The sequence below is a fragment of the Virgibacillus xinjiangensis genome, assembly GCF_042643145.1.
Classification (GTDB): domain Bacteria; phylum Bacillota; class Bacilli; order Bacillales; family Amphibacillaceae; genus Virgibacillus_O; species Virgibacillus_O xinjiangensis.
In genome coordinates this window covers 182,028-198,409 of sequence record NZ_JBHRSA010000046.1, presented here as the reverse complement: position 1 = coordinate 198,409, position 16,382 = coordinate 182,028, and the positions used below count along the sequence as shown (strand labels likewise).

At 46.5% G+C, this 16,382-nt stretch carries 14 protein-coding genes; 1 reads left to right on the top strand and 13 read right to left on the bottom strand.

Annotated elements, in window-relative coordinates; translation table 11 throughout:
* Positions 1-120 precede the first annotated feature (120 nt).
* The 13 genes from ACFOGI_RS12985 to ACFOGI_RS12925 all read right to left on the bottom strand — a co-directional run bounded on the left by ACFOGI_RS12985 (position 121) and on the right by ACFOGI_RS12925 (position 14,667).
* Positions 121-1,608, bottom strand: coding sequence for a sodium:solute symporter family protein (locus tag ACFOGI_RS12985; protein ID WP_390273315.1), 1,488 nt, complete (start codon positions 1,606-1,608; stop codon positions 121-123).
* Positions 1,596-1,841, bottom strand: coding sequence for a hypothetical protein (locus ACFOGI_RS12980; protein WP_390273313.1), 246 nt, complete (start codon positions 1,839-1,841; stop codon positions 1,596-1,598). The genes ACFOGI_RS12985 and ACFOGI_RS12980 overlap by 13 nt, the downstream gene beginning before the upstream one ends.
* 186 nt (positions 1,842-2,027) lie before the next feature.
* Positions 2,028-2,234: a DUF378 domain-containing protein gene (locus tag ACFOGI_RS12975; protein ID WP_390273311.1), complete on the bottom strand. Its 207-nt coding sequence runs from the start codon at positions 2,232-2,234 to the stop codon at positions 2,028-2,030.
* A gap of 1,032 nt (positions 2,235-3,266) precedes the next feature.
* Positions 3,267-4,538, bottom strand: a complete 1,272-nt coding sequence (locus ACFOGI_RS12970) for a cytosine deaminase (protein WP_390273308.1) — start codon at positions 4,536-4,538, stop codon at positions 3,267-3,269.
* Complete coding sequence (gene codB / locus ACFOGI_RS12965; protein WP_390273305.1) at positions 4,528-5,805, bottom strand: cytosine permease; 1,278 nt, start codon at positions 5,803-5,805, stop codon at positions 4,528-4,530. Before codB ends, ACFOGI_RS12970 begins: the two co-directional genes overlap by 11 nt.
* A gap of 298 nt (positions 5,806-6,103) precedes the next feature.
* Positions 6,104-6,436 (bottom strand): MGMT family protein, encoded by a 333-nt coding sequence (locus ACFOGI_RS12960; protein WP_390273303.1) that lies wholly within the window; start codon positions 6,434-6,436, stop codon positions 6,104-6,106.
* Between the two features lie 166 nt (positions 6,437-6,602).
* Entirely contained in the window at positions 6,603-7,109 is a 507-nt protein-coding gene (locus ACFOGI_RS12955; protein WP_390273300.1) for a DUF3231 family protein, read from the bottom strand.
* A 108-nt stretch (positions 7,110-7,217) separates the two neighbouring features.
* Complete coding sequence (locus ACFOGI_RS12950; protein ID WP_390273297.1) at positions 7,218-7,817, bottom strand: response regulator; 600 nt, start codon at positions 7,815-7,817, stop codon at positions 7,218-7,220.
* A gap of 13 nt (positions 7,818-7,830) precedes the next feature.
* Positions 7,831-8,952 carry a sensor histidine kinase gene (locus tag ACFOGI_RS12945; RefSeq protein WP_390273294.1) on the bottom strand — a complete coding sequence of 374 codons (1,122 nt, stop codon included), beginning with the start codon at positions 8,950-8,952 and terminating at the stop codon, positions 7,831-7,833.
* Between the two features lie 84 nt (positions 8,953-9,036).
* Positions 9,037-10,089: a fatty acid desaturase gene (locus tag ACFOGI_RS12940; protein ID WP_390273292.1), complete on the bottom strand. Its 1,053-nt coding sequence runs from the start codon at positions 10,087-10,089 to the stop codon at positions 9,037-9,039.
* A 168-nt stretch (positions 10,090-10,257) separates the two neighbouring features.
* Positions 10,258-12,192, bottom strand: coding sequence for an ATP-dependent DNA helicase (locus ACFOGI_RS12935; RefSeq protein WP_390273289.1), 1,935 nt, complete (start codon positions 12,190-12,192; stop codon positions 10,258-10,260).
* Positions 12,193-12,374: 182 nt separating this feature from the next.
* Positions 12,375-13,892, bottom strand: a complete 1,518-nt coding sequence (locus tag ACFOGI_RS12930; RefSeq protein ID WP_390273287.1) for an acetyl-CoA hydrolase/transferase family protein — start codon at positions 13,890-13,892, stop codon at positions 12,375-12,377.
* A gap of 130 nt (positions 13,893-14,022) precedes the next feature.
* On the bottom strand, positions 14,023-14,667 hold the full coding sequence (locus tag ACFOGI_RS12925) for a LytTR family DNA-binding domain-containing protein (protein WP_390273284.1): 645 nt from the start codon (positions 14,665-14,667) through the stop codon (positions 14,023-14,025).
* A gap of 176 nt (positions 14,668-14,843) precedes the next feature.
* On the opposite strand from ACFOGI_RS12925, the gene ACFOGI_RS12920 reads away from it, so the two are divergent.
* Positions 14,844-16,382 carry a potassium/proton antiporter gene (locus ACFOGI_RS12920; RefSeq protein WP_390273497.1) on the top strand — a complete coding sequence of 513 codons (1,539 nt, stop codon included), beginning with the start codon at positions 14,844-14,846 and terminating at the stop codon, positions 16,380-16,382.

Sequence of the window (16,382 nt, the reverse complement as noted above, 5' to 3'; positions counted from 1 at the left end):
TTGTTGTCAAAGCTACGAGGAAGCTGAGAGGCGACCCTAGAAGCTTCGAATCAGGCAGCTTTGGTATAGGCGTTCTCTCTCAGAATCATTCAGCAACAACTTCCTTCTTTAGGATGCATGTCAGGATATTGCCTTTTCTGCAACCCCTTTGTCTGTTTTGGATGTTTTCAACAGGAAGCTGAGGCCGACACTGAAGACCAGGTTCACCATCAGTCCCCACAACCCGCTGGCAATTCCGAAAGGTTTCAAGCCGGTAAAGGCCATGTAAGCAGCAATAACTGTCCCAATGACCATCCCTGTCATCACCGCATGCTTATTCATCCTTTTCCAATACATTCCTAAAATAAAGGCTGGGGCTATTTGGATCAGCAACTCGAATTTCAAAATAAAAATCCGATATAATGTTGCCGGTGGATACCACGCAATGATCAACAGGGCAGCAACCAGAACGACACCTGTCAGTTTTCCGACAAGAATCTGCTTCTTATCATCCGCCTTCGGGTTGATATACTTTCCGTATATATCTTTGGAGATGATGGAAGACAATGTAAGCAATACCGAATCAGCTGTTGATACGATGGCGGCAACGATTCCGCCGAATAAAATAACCATTGCCCAATAGAAAAAGGCATTCTGGCTGGCTATATGGTTCGCCATCATTCCTACTAATTGTTCTGATTCACCTTCATTCAAGCCTGGAAATGCCTGAATGCCGATAATCCCAATAAGAAAAACCAATCCAGAAGTCACGAATGGCATCCAAGCCATCCATTTCAAAGAATTCTTCAATGCTTTCTCGCTTTTTGCCGCATAAATCCGCTGAATAGCATGTGGATAGATGGCAGCCCCTATCATAACCAAAACCAGCATACTGAACCAGCTTACGATGCCATCACCTTGTGGAACACCAAGCTTTTCTGGACTGACGGTGGCGGCATAATCGGTCGCAGAAGGAACACCGCCGAAATAGATCACTGCACCCACTAATAGGATGGCAACACCGACAAGTAAAGCTATCCCCTGCATCGTATCCGTATAGGCAACCGACCGCATTCCCCCCAGCCAGCCATAGATGATCATAATTGTAACAAAAAAGATAACAGCTGCCTGATATGGGACCGTTCCCCCTGTCAAACCGCTTACTCCATGTCCGATTGCCACAATCTGTTCGAGTAGAAAGTTACACAGGCCGTATAGCATGAGAATGGCTGCAAGGATACTGATCCCCTTGGACTGGAATCGTTTTTCGATGAAATCGGTAGGTGTAATGAAGTTATATTTCCTGCTGAGCACATAGAGCCGCGGAGCGAACATCATATAGCCGATAACTATCAGAATGAAGAATGTAATGGACTGCAGCCACATGAATCCCATTCGATAGGCGGTGGGTGCATAACCTACTATGGTGTTCCCGCTATATTGCGTCGCGAAGAAAGTGAAAAACAATACGAACATTCCTATACTTCCTCCACCTAGATAGAACTCTTTGTGGGATTGATGCAATCCTTTATTACGTAGATATGTAAAAATTCCGATGCCAAGCATCAATGCGCCATAAACCAGCATAATCATGATTCCCGACGTGCCAGAGAAAGCTAGATCTTCCATTCTTCATCCTCCTCTTCTTCGTCTGTCATTTGCCAATAGCGGTCCAACACATAGGTAAGGGTAATGGAAATCAGCAAGGACACCCCCATGATAATATAAGCCCAATACGGTACCCCGAGAATCAGAGGCTCATAGGTACCTGCCGGCAAATACCACGGTACACTGAGGCTGAGTAAAATGAATAAAACCACCCAGATTTTCCAATACCTGATCGGCTCCTTTTTCCCTTTCATAATCTCCCTCCTGTTTGAAATCTTCGATAGTTAAGCAAAAACCTCCCCCCTTTTTCAAGCATGATGCACTTAACTATCTAAATTTTTTATAAATTTATAAGTAACCTTAGTACACGCTGTAGCTAAAGTCAACACAAGATTTCAAAATTGGCAAAAAATGACACGGACCAACAAGTCTGTGTCATTTTATCTCACTTCATCATTCAATTTTCCCAGTATCTTCAATGAATAGATGGCGGCGATACCAACCACGATATATATGATTTTAGCGAGTGGGCTATCCATTCCACCAAGAAGACCTCCAACTAAGTCCCATTCGAACAAGCCAACGAGCAGCCAGTTCAGGCCTCCAATGATGAGGATGGTCAATGCCGCCCGATCCAGTACCTTCATTACTCCACTCCTTATCTCCCTGCCTTTAGAATGGAGCTCCCCGGCTGTTCATTCTCGCTTGGAACAGGTATGTTGTGATGGCGGGGCATCTACAGGAAAAAATGGAGGTGAGTTGTTCCGGCAGTGAAAAGAAGCCTCAGGAACTCCATGTTACAGAAATGTTCCCTACTGCCTGGGCACTTAAACTTTATATTCCTTCAGGTTTCTAAGTAGATGGCCATAACTTCCACCGCTGCGACAAGACAATTCGCTCTCCGTGGGCACGGCTTCAGTCTCCTCAGAAGAAAAGCACTTCTTCCGGGGCCTTCAGACTCGTGCTGTTCCCACAGGAGTCTTCGTATTTTGTCTCCGCTGAGTGTGAATTTCTATTTAAGGAAAAGCAACAGGCAGGACGATCGTCAGCTTCTCTCTTGCTAACCTTTTATAAAAATGAGAAGGACTGCCACCGCTGCGACAAAACACTTCGCTTTCCGTGGGCACGGCTTCAGTCTCCTCAGAAGAAAGGCACTTCTTCCGGGGCCTTCAGACTCGTGCTGTTCCCACAGGAGTCTTCGTATTTTGTCTCCGCTGGGTGTAGATTTTTGGTTTTCGGTTGAAGGTCGGTCATGGAAGCAATTCCTAGTGAAGCTTTCTCACTAAAAATCACAATTTGTGAGTATTCCTAATTCTTCCACCCAGGGCATAGAGCAACAGGCGTCCACTGGAGGATAACCAGCCATTCCAGCGAAGGAAATCCACGGAGACTCCCACGGGAACCGTGACCGGGGTGAGACCCCGGAGAACGTAGTTCGAGGAGGCTCACGGGTCACCGTGGAAAGCGTAGTGGAATTTCCGCAGCGGTGTGAGAAGCGCTCCTTGCTGCTTACCAAACAACATGTGAAGAAGGATATTTATAAGCTGATAGAGCGCATAATCTCAAGAAGCTTCTGGGTCATCCGCGGAAAACGAAGTGGAATTTCCGCAGCGGTAGAGGTGGCACACGTACAGCTTACCAGGCATCTGAGGCATTTCCCATGGCCACAAGTGTCTCTATCAATTGCGATTGAAATTTATTTGTTCTGGCGAATGTTCGAGCAGGATGGAGGTACTGCCTGGGTCCGTCTCGGCAATTTTCTTCCCCTGGCGGAAAGAATACAACACTTTGGCTTGCTTGCGTACAGCTTCATATTCATTCTCAGCATCCAAGATGATAAAATTTGCCGGTTTTCCCTGTTCCACTCCATAGCTCTCTTCCAGATGAAGCGTCTTAGCGCTGTTGTCGGTGATGAAATTGATCGAATTGACGATATCCTCATATCCCATTAACTGGGCTGCGTGTATGCCCATATGAAGGACTTGAAGCATATTGCCTGTCCCCAATGGGTACCAAGGATCGAAAATGTCATCATGCCCGAAGCAGACATTCATGCCGGCTGCTTTCAGTTCCTTCACCCGAGTAAGTCCCCTTCTCTTCGGATAAGTATCAAACCTCCCTTGCAGATGGATATTCACTAAAGGATTGGAAACAAAATTTATTTCCGACATCTTCAACAGACGGAATAACTTCGAGGTATAGGCATCATTATAAGAACCCATTGCTGTGGTATGGCTTGCAGTCACTTTTGAGCCAAGCCCCCGCTCAAAGGCTTCCTTTGCAACCACTTCGACAAACCTGGATTGTTCATCATCTATTTCATCACAATGTATATCAACTAGGCGGTCGTATTTCTCGGCAAGGTCAAACGCCGTCTCCAGAGATTCCACTCCATACTCCCGGGTAAATTCAAAGTGGGGAATGCCTCCAACAACGTCTGCTCCCATTTTGAGCGCTTCTTCGAGTAATTCTTTTCCTTCAGGAAAGGATGGTATGCCTTCTTGCGGAAAAGCGACCAGCTGTAGATTCACATAATCTGCCATATCTCCTTTCACTTCAAGCATTGCTTTCATGGCTGTCAATTCAGGGTCCGTCACATCTACATGGGTGCGAACATGCTGGATGCCTTGTGCAATCTGCCACTTCAATGCAGTCTTTGCCCTTTCCTTCACATCCTGTGTTGTTAAGGATTTCTTTCGTTCCGACCAGCGTTGAATTCCTTCAAAAAGTGTCCCGCTCAGGTTCCATTCCGGCTCTCCCGCCGTAAGGGTGGTATCCAGATGAATATGGGGCTCAACGAATGGCGGGAGGAGGAGGGAGCCTTTTACATCCAACGTGTCCCCTTCCCAATTATCATCCGTAGCCTGCTGGATTTGGCCGAACTTCCCATTTACTATTTCTACATCCCAAAGGCCTTCCCGGCCCTTGAGACTGGCATTTTTAATAATCATTGATCAATTTCCTTTCCCCATTGAGGTGTTTATCTTGTTCTTCTGTAAAGTGTGATGATAGAGCCATGCCCGTAACATAGAAAAGGGCAGCCATCAGAATTCCATTGATCGGCGGGATCCCTGGTATGAATGTTGCCGATAGGACTCCGGCAGCCCATGCAAGCACGGCTATCCAGTTTACTTTCTTGAATGCCATAGTTTCATATGACTGATATTTTCCTTTGTTCACCAGGAAGAAATCTGCCAGTACAATTGCACCGATCGGCGGCAGGGTCGAGCCTAGAACGGTCAGAAAGCCCATAAAATTGGTATACAGCCACATAGCCAAAACTGTACCAATGATGCCGTTGAAAATGACCAGCTTCCCCTTGGATATCTTGGTAATATTGGAAAAGCCCAATCCGGAGGCGTAGAGAGCATTATCATTGGTCGTCCAGATATTCAAGCCAAGTACTAGGATGGCCGGGATCAACAGCCCTTGTACAACCATTACTTCCGATATATCCGCAAGGCCAAAGGCGAAGCTTCCGACAGCACCGAACAGAAACATCAGTGAATTTCCGATAAAGAAGGCGATGACCGTGGTACTCACCGCAGTTTTCCCAGTTTTGGAGAAGCGGGCAAAGTCAGGTGTCAATGTCCCAGCGCTGACAAATGAACCAATACAGACAGTAAGTGCAGCAGCAAGGCCCATTGCTTCTGCCGGCTGATACTCCATCAATGCCTGCAGTCCACCAGCTGTTTCTGTTGCCCTCGCCGCGGAAACACTTCCTAATACTGCAATAGAAGGAACGGCAATAATACTGAGCACTGTCAAAGCTCTCATTCCGAAGAATGCGGTCACTGTCATCACTACGCCTATCGCAGCAATCAACACATATACGTGCATTCCGGTTATTTGAGCCACAGGGACAGCAAACATGGCGACCCCTACTCCGAACCATCCTACCTGTGTTGCACCAAGCAGGAAGGAAGAGATATACGAGCCTTTCTCCCCAAAAGCATATCTTGCAAGCAGATGGGTGGATAGGCCGGTCTTGGCTGCCATATAGGCCAGCAGCCCCGTATACGCCCCCAATATCAAGTTGCCGATCAACACGATCAGCATGAAATCAGTGAAGGTCAGTCCCATGCCCAATTCTCCCCCTGAAAGCATACTTGCCGAGAAAAACGTCAACCCCATCATGACGGCAAGCATCTTCCAAAAACCACGTCGATGTGCCTGCGGGACAGGCTGTAGTGCAAAATCCTGATCTTGTTCATTCATCCTAATTCCTCCTCGTATTTACTGGTACCGAGGAAGACGTTCGGCATGAAAAAAAGGTTCCCCGCCGTCTGGCAGGAAACCCCTCGTCAAAAGCATGCGGCAGACGACACACGTCGCCCATGCTTATCACCGCTGTCCTTGCCAGCCTCTCTGGACTGATTTAAAGGTACCAGTATTCAATTGATTTAATTATTGCAAACATCCAGTTGGAAGTCAACTGGTTACATATAGGTGGTGCTCATTCTTGCCTTTCCAAGAGACACCTATTTAGTCTGACGATCCTCTGCTGGTTGAGCTTCTATCCCTCTTCATCTGGGATGCAGTTTTCGATATGAAATTGGTACTCGTCCAAATCAATCACCCCTCCTGCAGTCACTTCCACCCCTTCCTCTTCCAGAAGGAATTTCTGTTGTTCAAATGCATTCTCTTCCCGCATGGCAACCTGCCCTTTTGCATTGATGACTCGATGCCACGGCAAATCGTATTTAGCACTCATGGAATGTAAGATTCGGACTACTTGACGGGCTGCCCTTGGGCTCCCTGCCACCTTGGCTATCTGCCCGTAGCTCATCACCTTTCCTGGGGGTATCTGTTGGATGATATGGATCACCTGACTAGTAAATGGCTTCATGTACTTCTCTCCCGCGCTGTTATTGAGTTACTTACTATCCCTTCATTTTACCCGATGGGATGGTTGCAACCAAAAAAGAATACCAATTTCTGATGAATTGGTATTCTTTAAAATGGAGCGGTCCACCAACTTAAGCAGTTTGCTTAGATGGCATTTATGATGATATTTATTCTGTCCCATGCTGATGGAGGGGAGGAGGAATCAACCATCCTTTTTCCTTGTTCGTACGGAGGACCTTCCCTCCGAAAGCAGCTGTTTGGGTATGGAACTGTCCGTACATTGCAATAATGTCTTCCCGGATGCACTGCCCCATCATCTTACTGCATGCAACCAGGCTTGCAGCTGTATTGGCTGAAAGGGATGCAGCAATTTCCGGATCTTGAAAACGCGCTCCTGCCGGAATTTCATCCAGATTGGCCTCAGGTCTCTCTGGAGGAGCCGGTGGAAGTCCCACACCATTCTGCTTCAGGAATGATTCTTGCTCCTTCACTTCCTGCTGCCCCATTTGTATCGCTTCTTTTATCAATTGAATGAGATCTTCATCACCTGCATGGTTAAGCATGGTCTGATACCCTGCAATCATTTCATGGGTAGCGAGTACTGAAGACCATATACCATACACTTCGCCATAGTGCATCGGTTCGTCTTGAGGGTTACCACTCATAACTCCCATTGCCATCCTCCTAACAAATTCATGGTTTGTGCCCAATCAACTTTGTCCGCACATCTCTAGCATCTGTGTTTCCCATGAATTTATACATCATATGGAGAATAGATAATGCTACTTCAGCCAACCCTTCTCCTTATAAAGAGAAATTGCTTCTATCCGATTACCTGCACCTAACTTATCCAGGATGACAGACACATAATTGCGCACCGTACCCGTCGTCAAAAACAACTCGTTTGCAATCTCTTTTGTATTTTTTCCTTCTGCAATCAGCCGGATCACTTGTTCTTCACGCTCTGTCAGCGGGTTTTCTTCTTGGTAGACCAAATCGACCAGCTCTGGTGCATATACCTTTCTTCCCGCCATTATAGTGCGGATCGCTTCAGCCAGCTCATCGCTTGGACTGTCTTTCAGCAGATAGCCGCTGACAGAAGCCTTCCTTGCCCGGTTGAAATAGCCTGCTCGAGCGAAAGTAGTCAGGACAATAACCTTACAGGGATGATCCTTCAATTCCTCTGCTGCATCCAAACCACTTTTAACCGGCATTTCAATATCCATCAGGCATATATCCGGGTTATACTCTCTCACCAGTGAAATGGCTTCTTCTCCATTTCCCGCTTTTCCTACGACTTGAATATCCTCTTCCAAATCAAGCAGAGCACCCAAAGCCCCCAGCAGCATCCCCTGGTCCTCTGCAATTACTATCCGGATCATGCTCTGTACCTCCTTATTCTTTACCGGTCGAAATCGGCACCTGTATATCCAGCAAGGTCCCTTCCTTCTCCCTTATGCTCAGCTTTCCATTGACAAATTCCAGCCGTTCCTTCATACCCCTGATCCCATTCTTCTCTACAAACGTTGTCTCACCCATGCCTTTGCCGTCATCCCGTACGCGGAGGGAAACTTCAGCCGGGGACTCTACGACCACTATATGACAAACCGTAGCATTGCTATGTTTAGCCACATTGTTGACCGCTTCCCGCAAACACATGCTCAATACATTCTCGATGAGCAAAGAAGAGTGGTGGAGTTCCAGTTCCCCATGCAGATGGCATTCAATTCCAGCTGCCTTCAACAGCTCTTTCACCCGGAGAATTTCGTCGGTGAGTTTTGATCCCTTCATGCTGGAAACCATTTCGCGGACTTCTTTCAATGCTGTTCGTGCTGTTTGATGAATGTCTCCTATCTCCGCTTTTGCAGCCTCTGGCTTCGTGTTGATCAGCTTTGCTGCCAAATCGCTTTTCAATCCAATGAGGGACAGTTTTTGGCCCAGTGTATCGTGAAGGTCGCGTGCAATCCGTTCCCGTTCCTCGATCACCACTAGTCGGGATATCTTCTCATTGGCAGCCTCCAGCTCCTCCTCCAGTCTTTCCCGTTTATTGCGATGGTGAAGAACAGGCGGGAGCAAAATGACGCCGATTACAGCAATCCCGATAAATGGCAGCTGTGAGGTGAAAATTTCACTTTGCGTAAACACACTCACAGCCACTGAAAAGATGGTGAACACGAGATGAACAACGTATAGGGATATAAACCCACCTCTATGTTGGATGTTTCCGATATAAAAAGCCAGGAACAAAGAGAAATAAACAAAACCCCAAATAATTGTCATGACCATACTGATCAGGATATTGATGCTGACAGATAGATAAACTGTCCATTTTCGCTCCCTGGATAGGAAAGATATACGGTATGTACCGAAAAAGAGAAGAATCATAATGATTCCGAGCACGATCTCAATTGTCGATGATGAACGAAACACAAAGTAAAACGGCAGTAGACAAAAGATGATCCATGCAAATGCACTCAGCCCTGTATTTTTTGGTATGATATGATACCAGCTCTGCATGGCTGTCGTCCCCCCCTCTTATTCTTTAAAGTATAACAAAAAGAATACCCTTTCCCATATGAGAAAGGGTATCTTCATGGATTATCATTTTTCCTGCAGTGTTGAAATCTGGCTGCTCACCTGCAGGCTGATTTTTCTTTTCTTCAAGCGGTGTTTAATTTCTCTAAAACTCACGAATGTTTTATGTTCTTCGTCATATAGACGGAATCGGATGGATTGAAGGCTCGAGAGAAATGTGATAGTTGTAGCTTTCTCCAACGGTGGTGTAGATGCATGTGCTTCCTCGAGATGGTAATTCGGCACTTTCGGACTGAGATGATGAACGTGGTGGTAGCCGATACTGCCGGTGATCCACTCCAACACTTTAGGAAGCTTATAGTAAGAGCTGCCATCAACCGCTGCTTTGACGAAATTCCATTCATCCTCATTCTCGAAATAGGAGTCTTCAAATTGATGCTGTACATAGAACAGCCATATCCCTGCAGCACCTGCTACAAACAGAATTGGCATCTGTATCAGAAGGAAAGCCTGCCAGCCGACCAAGCCAATCATCAACCCATAGATGCATGCAATCGATACGTTAATAAGATACGTATTCCACCTTTCCTTCTTCTTCGGTTTTTTCCGATTAAACCGGTTTGAGATCAGGAAAAGGTACAACGGTCCCAGCCCGAACATAACCAATGGATTACGATACAACCGATATGCAAGCCTGCCGGCAAAAGAAGCATGGATATACTCATCCACTGTCATGACCCAAACGTCCCCGGTCCCACGCTTGTCAAGATTACCACTGGTCGCATGGTGTATAGCATGTTCCCTTTTCCACTTTTCAAAAGCGAAATGGGTAAGGATGCCAGTGATCGTCCCGACCACCCGGTTGGCTTTTGAACTCTTTAAAAAGGATCCATGAGTACAGTCATGGAAAATGATGAAAATACGTATGACGAACCCAGCTGCCACTACAGCCAGAGCCATGCCTAGCCATATAGATACAGAAAGGCCTTTATAGGCAAGAAACCAAAGAACCAGGAATGGCACTATGGTGTTGACCAGCTGAACAACCCCCGTCCTAGTGTCAGACTTAGCAAACGCTGCAACGCTTTTCCTCAATTGTGCTTGTTTTTGTTTACTCATAATATCCTCCGATCATCACGAAATCTCTATTAAAAGCTTACCCCGTCAAAGATTATTTATGAAGGCATACCTGTCAGGACTTGCACATGACAAATGTCATATAGAACAAGAAGACCCATTAAAAAAGCACATGGCAGTACCCCTGCCATGTGCTTTAAGCGTTCCTATTCAGCTTTGCCATTCCATTTCCACTGGCATTACTCGCTCAACTGCCTGCTGGTATGCACGCTTTTCATCCTGCTTCAACCATAGTTGGATGATGCCTTTGTCTTCGCTCGTACGGATCAGACGGCCAATTCCCTGGCGCAGTCGTAACAGCATGTATGGAAGGTCGACCTGCCTTTCCGGGTCCTCTGCATGTTTCCGTTTGGCCCGAAAGACAGGATCCCTTGGCGGAAATGGAAGAGAGGAAATGATGACCTGACTCAAAGACTCTCCAGGTACATCGAGCCCTTCCCACATATGAAAGGCACAGAGGACGGCCGATCCATCATACTGGAATTGTCTTACCATGGTGCTGATCTCCTTATCCCCTTCATACAGCACAGGGAAAGGCCAATCCATTCCCTCCGCCCATCTCCGGAAGTCTTCCATTTCTTCCTGGGAAGAGAATAATACCAAGGAACCTCCGTTATTTCCTTTCATTTGTTCCCCAATTCTATGCCACTTCTCTGTCTGGTCCGTTTCCAAGTGGCCATTCACCTTCATATTAGCCTCGTAATCAAATGGGGATTCCACCGAAAAGGTTTCTGGCTGTTTTATCCCGAGGCTGTCCGCCAAATAGGAAAAGTCACCGTCTTGTGCGAGGGTCGCAGAGGAGAAGATGAACGGAATGTCCTTGGAAAATACTTCTTTGCGCAGCACTTCTTCCACCAGACGCGGCATGATGACCAGACTGCTTTCCGTTTCATTCTCCTCCAGCCAGTAGATGCCTTCATCGTCTTTCAACAGTACCGATAATCCATAAGAGAAGAATTCCAAGTACTCCTCGATGATCTTGATGTGATAATCATCCATGGTAAATAGCTCTGCATCAAAAACAAGCTGTTCCAGCAGCTGATTCACTTTACTGTGGAGGCTGCGGGCCGTTTCCAGCATATCTGGTGTCATGCTGACATCCATACGGCTGGAACCTTCCACCCGAGCAGCTTGTCTAGCCAACCGGCCAAACCAATCTTCATGCTGTTCGAGAATATCTTCTACCAGCATCAGTGATTCCTCCCGGACATCCTGGCCCATATAGCCTGTCAGCACATTATGAAGGGCATGAAAGTTGAATCGGTAGGTCAACCCTTTTTGGGCCGCAAATTCGAGAAGATGGCCTTCATCAAAGACAACACAGCTCGCCTCCGGAAGAAGGGGCATTTGACCCTCACGTTTACGGGAATCCTTGGTCCATATATGTTCCATATAAAAATCATGGCTGCAAATAATTAGGTCCTGTGCATGGCGGTAATATTCGCGGTTTAGTGTTTGACCGCTGCGGTGGCGCCAATCACAAGTAGAACACTGTTGCAGCGGATCCCACGCAATAGCCTCCCACTTCTCATCAGGCACCCACGGATATTCCTTGCGGTCGCCATAACGCTCGAACTTTTGCATGGAGATTCCCTGATCAAATACAAAATCAGGGATTTCATCATATACCCGAAGGATATCTTCGTCCTCCGTCTCATGTGCCAATGGATCAAGTTTTTTCATACACACATAATTTTCCCGTGCTTTGGCCAAGCGTACATCCACTGATAACCCAAGCGCTTGTTCCAGCTTATCGATGTCGCCGCCTTTTTTCACCAGTTGCTCTATCAACGTTTCGTCTGCGCAGGAAATAACCGCCGGGATTCCTTTATAACGTGCATAACAAATTGCATACAATAAATAGACGAATGTCTTCCCCGTACCTACACCAGCTTCTGCAAAAACTGTTCGTTTATTTTTAAAGGCCTGTTCCAGCTGGAAGGCCATATAGATCTGTTCATCTCGCAGCTCGTAGCCTTGTTCTGGCAGAATGTCATAAAAGACATCTCCAACATAGTCACCAAGGCGGTCAAAGAAATTGTCCGTTTTTCCAACGGTAAATGGAAGTGAACCTTGTTTTGCCATTGAAAAGCTCCCTTATTATCATTGATTCGAAAGGCTATTATACATGGTTCACAGGAAACTGACCAGTGAGAACCATCCCTCAGTAGTGTACGGAACCGAAAAAGCCGGTTTTCCCTCCCCATAAGGAAAACCGGCTGCTATATAAACTAACCCCTAAGTTTATCAATTACTTTCATCAACAGCTAGTTCTGCCCAACGAGCTGTTCTTTCATGGTGCCATGCTCTGCAAAATTGACATGCCAGGAGAAGGCTTTTTCAAGCACATGAGGTGTCTGCCCTCCGCGCTCCAATGCCTCCTGGTAATAATCCCATAACTGCTTGCGGTAGGATGGGTGGGCACAATTTTCAATGATCATTGGTACCCGCTCCCTTGGTGCCAGTCCTCGGAGGTCCGCATAGCCTTGTTCAGTGACGACTACATCCACATCATGTTCTGTGTGATCGACATGAGAAACGAATGGGACGATACTTGAAATATCTCCATTTTTGGCAATGGACTTGGTAACAAAGATGGCCAGACGGGCATTTCGTGCGAAGTCACCTGACCCGCCGATGCCATTCATCATTTTTGTTCCGCTGACATGCGTAGAGTTCACATTGCCATAGATATCAAATTCCAGTGCGGTATTGATGGAAATCAAACCAAGCCGACGGATAATTTCCGGGTGGTTGGAGATTTCCTGAGGACGCATGACAAGCTTATCTCGGTAATCCTCAAAATGTTTGAACACCTGCTCCATCTTTTCTTGTGACAAGGTAATGGAGCAGCAGGAAGCGAAATCGACCTTGCCTGCATCGATCAGATCAAAGACTGCGTCCTGCAGCACTTCGGAATAAACCTGCAGATTCTTGAATTCCGAGTCCACCATCCCATGCAATACTGCGTTGGCAACGGATCCGATGCCAGACTGCAAAGGAGCCAACTGCTTTGTAAGTCTGTCCTCAGCAACTTCTCCACGCAGAAAATCAAGCAGATGGTCAGCCATGATTTTTGTTTCCTCATCCGGCTTCACAATGGTGGAAGGAGAGTCTCCCTGATGAGTGAATACAATTCCTTTCACCTTTTCCCATTCCACCGGTATCCCTTCTGTACCAATACGGTCATCAGGCTGGACCACCGGAATAGGCTGCCGTTCTCCCTGTTTGCCTGGGCTATATAAATCATGCACCCCTTCCAGTTGTTCGGACTGCGCTGTGTTGATTTCAACAATGATGGATTTGGCATTTTCTGCAAATGCCAGCGAATTTCCAATGGATGTTGTCGGGATGATCATCCCGTCTTCCTTGATTGCAATCGCTTCCACTATTGCGTAATCAACTTCCGGAAGCACTTGACCCCGGAGAAGCTCGGACGTATGGGAAAGGTGATGATCGACGAACAGATGCCCGCCTGTATTGATCTCTTTCCTCATCGATGCATCTGCTTGGAAAGGCAGACGTTTGTTGACGATTCCTGCTTCTGCAAACTGCTTATCAATATCTGATCCAAGTGATGCCCCGGTAAAGACATTCACTTTGAATGCTTCTCCCTTTTCTGCACGATCCACTAGTGCAGATGGTACAGCTTTTGCGTCCCCTGCCCGGGTAAAGCCGCTCAAGCCAAGTGTCATCCCATCCTGGATCCAGGATGCCGCTTCCTCCGCCGACACGACCCGATCCTGTAAACGAGGGTCTTTTATTCGATCATAGGTCTTCTCCATGTCTCATCCCTCTTCCATAGTGTTTGGTACTTATGTTACCGGAAACGCTTTCTTGATAGGAGATTTTTGAAGAAGTCACAAAATTATGGAATGAGCGACGGAATAAGCGGCATAAAATAGAATAGTTTTGTCAGAAATCCAACAATTTCCTGAAATAGCTGGCATACGTCTGACTGACAGGCACTTGTGCTCCGTCGTCCATTTCCAACACGAATGTGGAATGTGTGTCCGGATAGATATCCCTGATATGCTGGACATTAACGATAAAGGAACGATGACAGCGGATGAAGAAATCACGCGGCAGTATGTATTCAAACTCCTGGAGTGCATTTTTATGGGTACCGGAAACCTCCTTGGATACTACATGGGTCTTCCGCTCCCGGACCTCCAAGTATTTCACTTCTGAAAAAGGAATCGGCCGCCAGCCATCATTGGTTTTCACGGTGAGTACGGATTTACCCTCCGTGAATGCAGGATATATGGCAAGGACGCACCCCTCCAACTCTTCTCCATCATGAAAAGGCACTGCCATGCCATGATAGGGAACCCCGTACACACTACGATCTATAAATTCAGAAACCTTTTGTTCTGAAGTGAGTGCCTTATGTGCCAGTGTCCCTTCTTTGATAGGGTCTCCCGGCCTTATTTTTAAATCGACCCGCTTACTGGGCCGATAATAGACATATTTGTCCTGATTGGAGACCGCAATGGAGATCTCATCAGAGAAAAGTTCACCAATGACATCAAGCAACGACCCCAGTGTCATATTTTCCATATTACTCCCCCCTTGGCTGAAAATCATCTCCACATTATATTATACTGAACAGCAATTCTGGTAAAGTCAGGCAATGGCCTGGGTAGAATCTTTGTTTTTTTGCAAAGATAAAATTATAATTATACTATGAACCTTTTTAGATTGTCTCTTTAATGAAAGGATTGTTGCCTTTGGATATGACTACAGGTGCGATAATACTGTTATTTTCACTCATGCTGATCGTCGGCGTCTTCACCACAAAATTCTCTTCTCGTTTAGGCCTGCCTTCCCTGGTACTTTTCCTCCTTGCCGGGATGCTGGTCAATACCTACCTATCCTTTGATGATGTCAAACTTACCCAGCTGATAGGAATCATGGCATTGATTATTATCCTGTTCGATGGGGGAACCCAAACTAAATGGTCCAATATACGACCAGTACTTGGTGCTGCGGGAAGCCTTGCCACTGTCGGTGTACTGTTGACCTCGGCCATGACGGGGCTTGCTGCCATGTATGTATTCGACTTTTCGCTGTTGGAAGGTATGCTTCTCGGGGCGATTGTCGGATCTACTGACGCTGCTGCGGTGTTCGCCGTACTGGGAAGCAAGAACTTTGATAAGCGTCTGACAGCGACACTCGAAGCAGAATCAGGTTCCAATGACCCGATGGCCGTATTTTTGACGGTAGCCTTAATTGAACTTATTCAAATGCCGGATGCGTCGATTTGGATGGCTGTCGGCAGTTTCTTTCTCCAGATGGGGCTCGGCCTGCTATTCGGGCTGCTTTTTGGAAAAGTGACCGTACTTATCATCAATCATATCAAGCTGGACACTTCCGGTCTCTATCCAGTATTGGCGATGGGCTCAGCCATCTTTACTTATGCTGTTACCGACTATCTTAATGGGAGTGGGCTCCTTGCAGTTTATGTAATGGCTGTATTTATCGGGAACAATGATTTGACCCATCGTTTCACCATTCTCCGTTTCAATGAAGGATTCGCATGGATGATGCAGATTGTCATGTTTATCCTTATGGGGATGCTGGTCTTTCCCTCCCAACTGGCGGAAGTATTCTGGGAAGGAATACTGCTTGCATTAGTACTGATGGTCATTGCAAGACCCGTTGCCACCTTCGTAACCATGGCTTTCATGAAATACAATACAAAAGAAAAGGTATTCATTTCCTGGGCAGGGCTGAAGGGAGCTGTTCCAATCGTTCTTGCTACGTATCCTGTACTGGCGGGAGTGGAAAACAGCCACCTCATCTTCAATGCAGTCTTCTTCGTTGTACTGTTCTCTGCCCTCGTACAAGGAAGCACCTTATCCTGGCTGGCCACCAAGCTGGGGCTTACCATCAATGATAACCAAGCCAGCGCCAGCATTGAGTTGATCAACCTGGGAACTACCGACTCGGAAATCATGAAGGTGACGGTGACCAAAGAGACTCCAGCAGTCGGCAAGTCGCTGACTAATTTGGATTTGCCTGATGATACGCTTGTTATTGGTATAACTCGAGGGAAAAAGCTGCTTACACCAACCGGTAATACTGTCATTTTGCATGGTGACACTCTTTATGTGCTAAGTGATAAAGAGAATAGGCCGCTCGCAAAGAGAGTATTGATCGGTGATATGGATAAACCGAAGAAGAAAAAGAAGAAACCGAAAAGAGTAAAAATGGAACAAACGGAGAAAGACGAACCATACCAGAACGAAAAAATCGAAAATGAAAACAAATGA

Coding starts and splice junctions, on each gene's coding strand:
- ACFOGI_RS12930 (WP_390273287.1), bottom strand. CDS start 13,892: ATGGAGAAGACCTATGATCGAATAAAAGACCCTCGTTTACAGGATCGG.
- ACFOGI_RS12980 (WP_390273313.1), bottom strand. CDS start 1,841: ATGAAAGGGAAAAAGGAGCCGATCAGGTATTGGAAAATCTGGGTGGTT.
- ACFOGI_RS12960 (WP_390273303.1), bottom strand. CDS start 6,436: ATGAAGCCATTTACTAGTCAGGTGATCCATATCATCCAACAGATACCC.
- codB (WP_390273305.1), bottom strand. CDS start 5,805: ATGAATGAACAAGATCAGGATTTTGCACTACAGCCTGTCCCGCAGGCA.
- ACFOGI_RS12925 (WP_390273284.1), bottom strand. CDS start 14,667: ATGGAAAATATGACACTGGGGTCGTTGCTTGATGTCATTGGTGAACTT.
- ACFOGI_RS12955 (WP_390273300.1), bottom strand. CDS start 7,109: ATGGGAGTTATGAGTGGTAACCCTCAAGACGAACCGATGCACTATGGC.
- ACFOGI_RS12950 (WP_390273297.1), bottom strand. CDS start 7,817: ATGATCCGGATAGTAATTGCAGAGGACCAGGGGATGCTGCTGGGGGCT.
- ACFOGI_RS12920 (WP_390273497.1), top strand. CDS start 14,844: ATGACTACAGGTGCGATAATACTGTTATTTTCACTCATGCTGATCGTC.
- ACFOGI_RS12945 (WP_390273294.1), bottom strand. CDS start 8,952: ATGCAGAGCTGGTATCATATCATACCAAAAAATACAGGGCTGAGTGCA.
- ACFOGI_RS12985 (WP_390273315.1), bottom strand. CDS start 1,608: ATGGAAGATCTAGCTTTCTCTGGCACGTCGGGAATCATGATTATGCTG.
- ACFOGI_RS12940 (WP_390273292.1), bottom strand. CDS start 10,089: ATGAGTAAACAAAAACAAGCACAATTGAGGAAAAGCGTTGCAGCGTTT.
- ACFOGI_RS12935 (WP_390273289.1), bottom strand. CDS start 12,192: ATGGCAAAACAAGGTTCACTTCCATTTACCGTTGGAAAAACGGACAAT.
- ACFOGI_RS12970 (WP_390273308.1), bottom strand. CDS start 4,538: ATGATTATTAAAAATGCCAGTCTCAAGGGCCGGGAAGGCCTTTGGGAT.
- ACFOGI_RS12975 (WP_390273311.1), bottom strand. CDS start 2,234: ATGAAGGTACTGGATCGGGCGGCATTGACCATCCTCATCATTGGAGGC.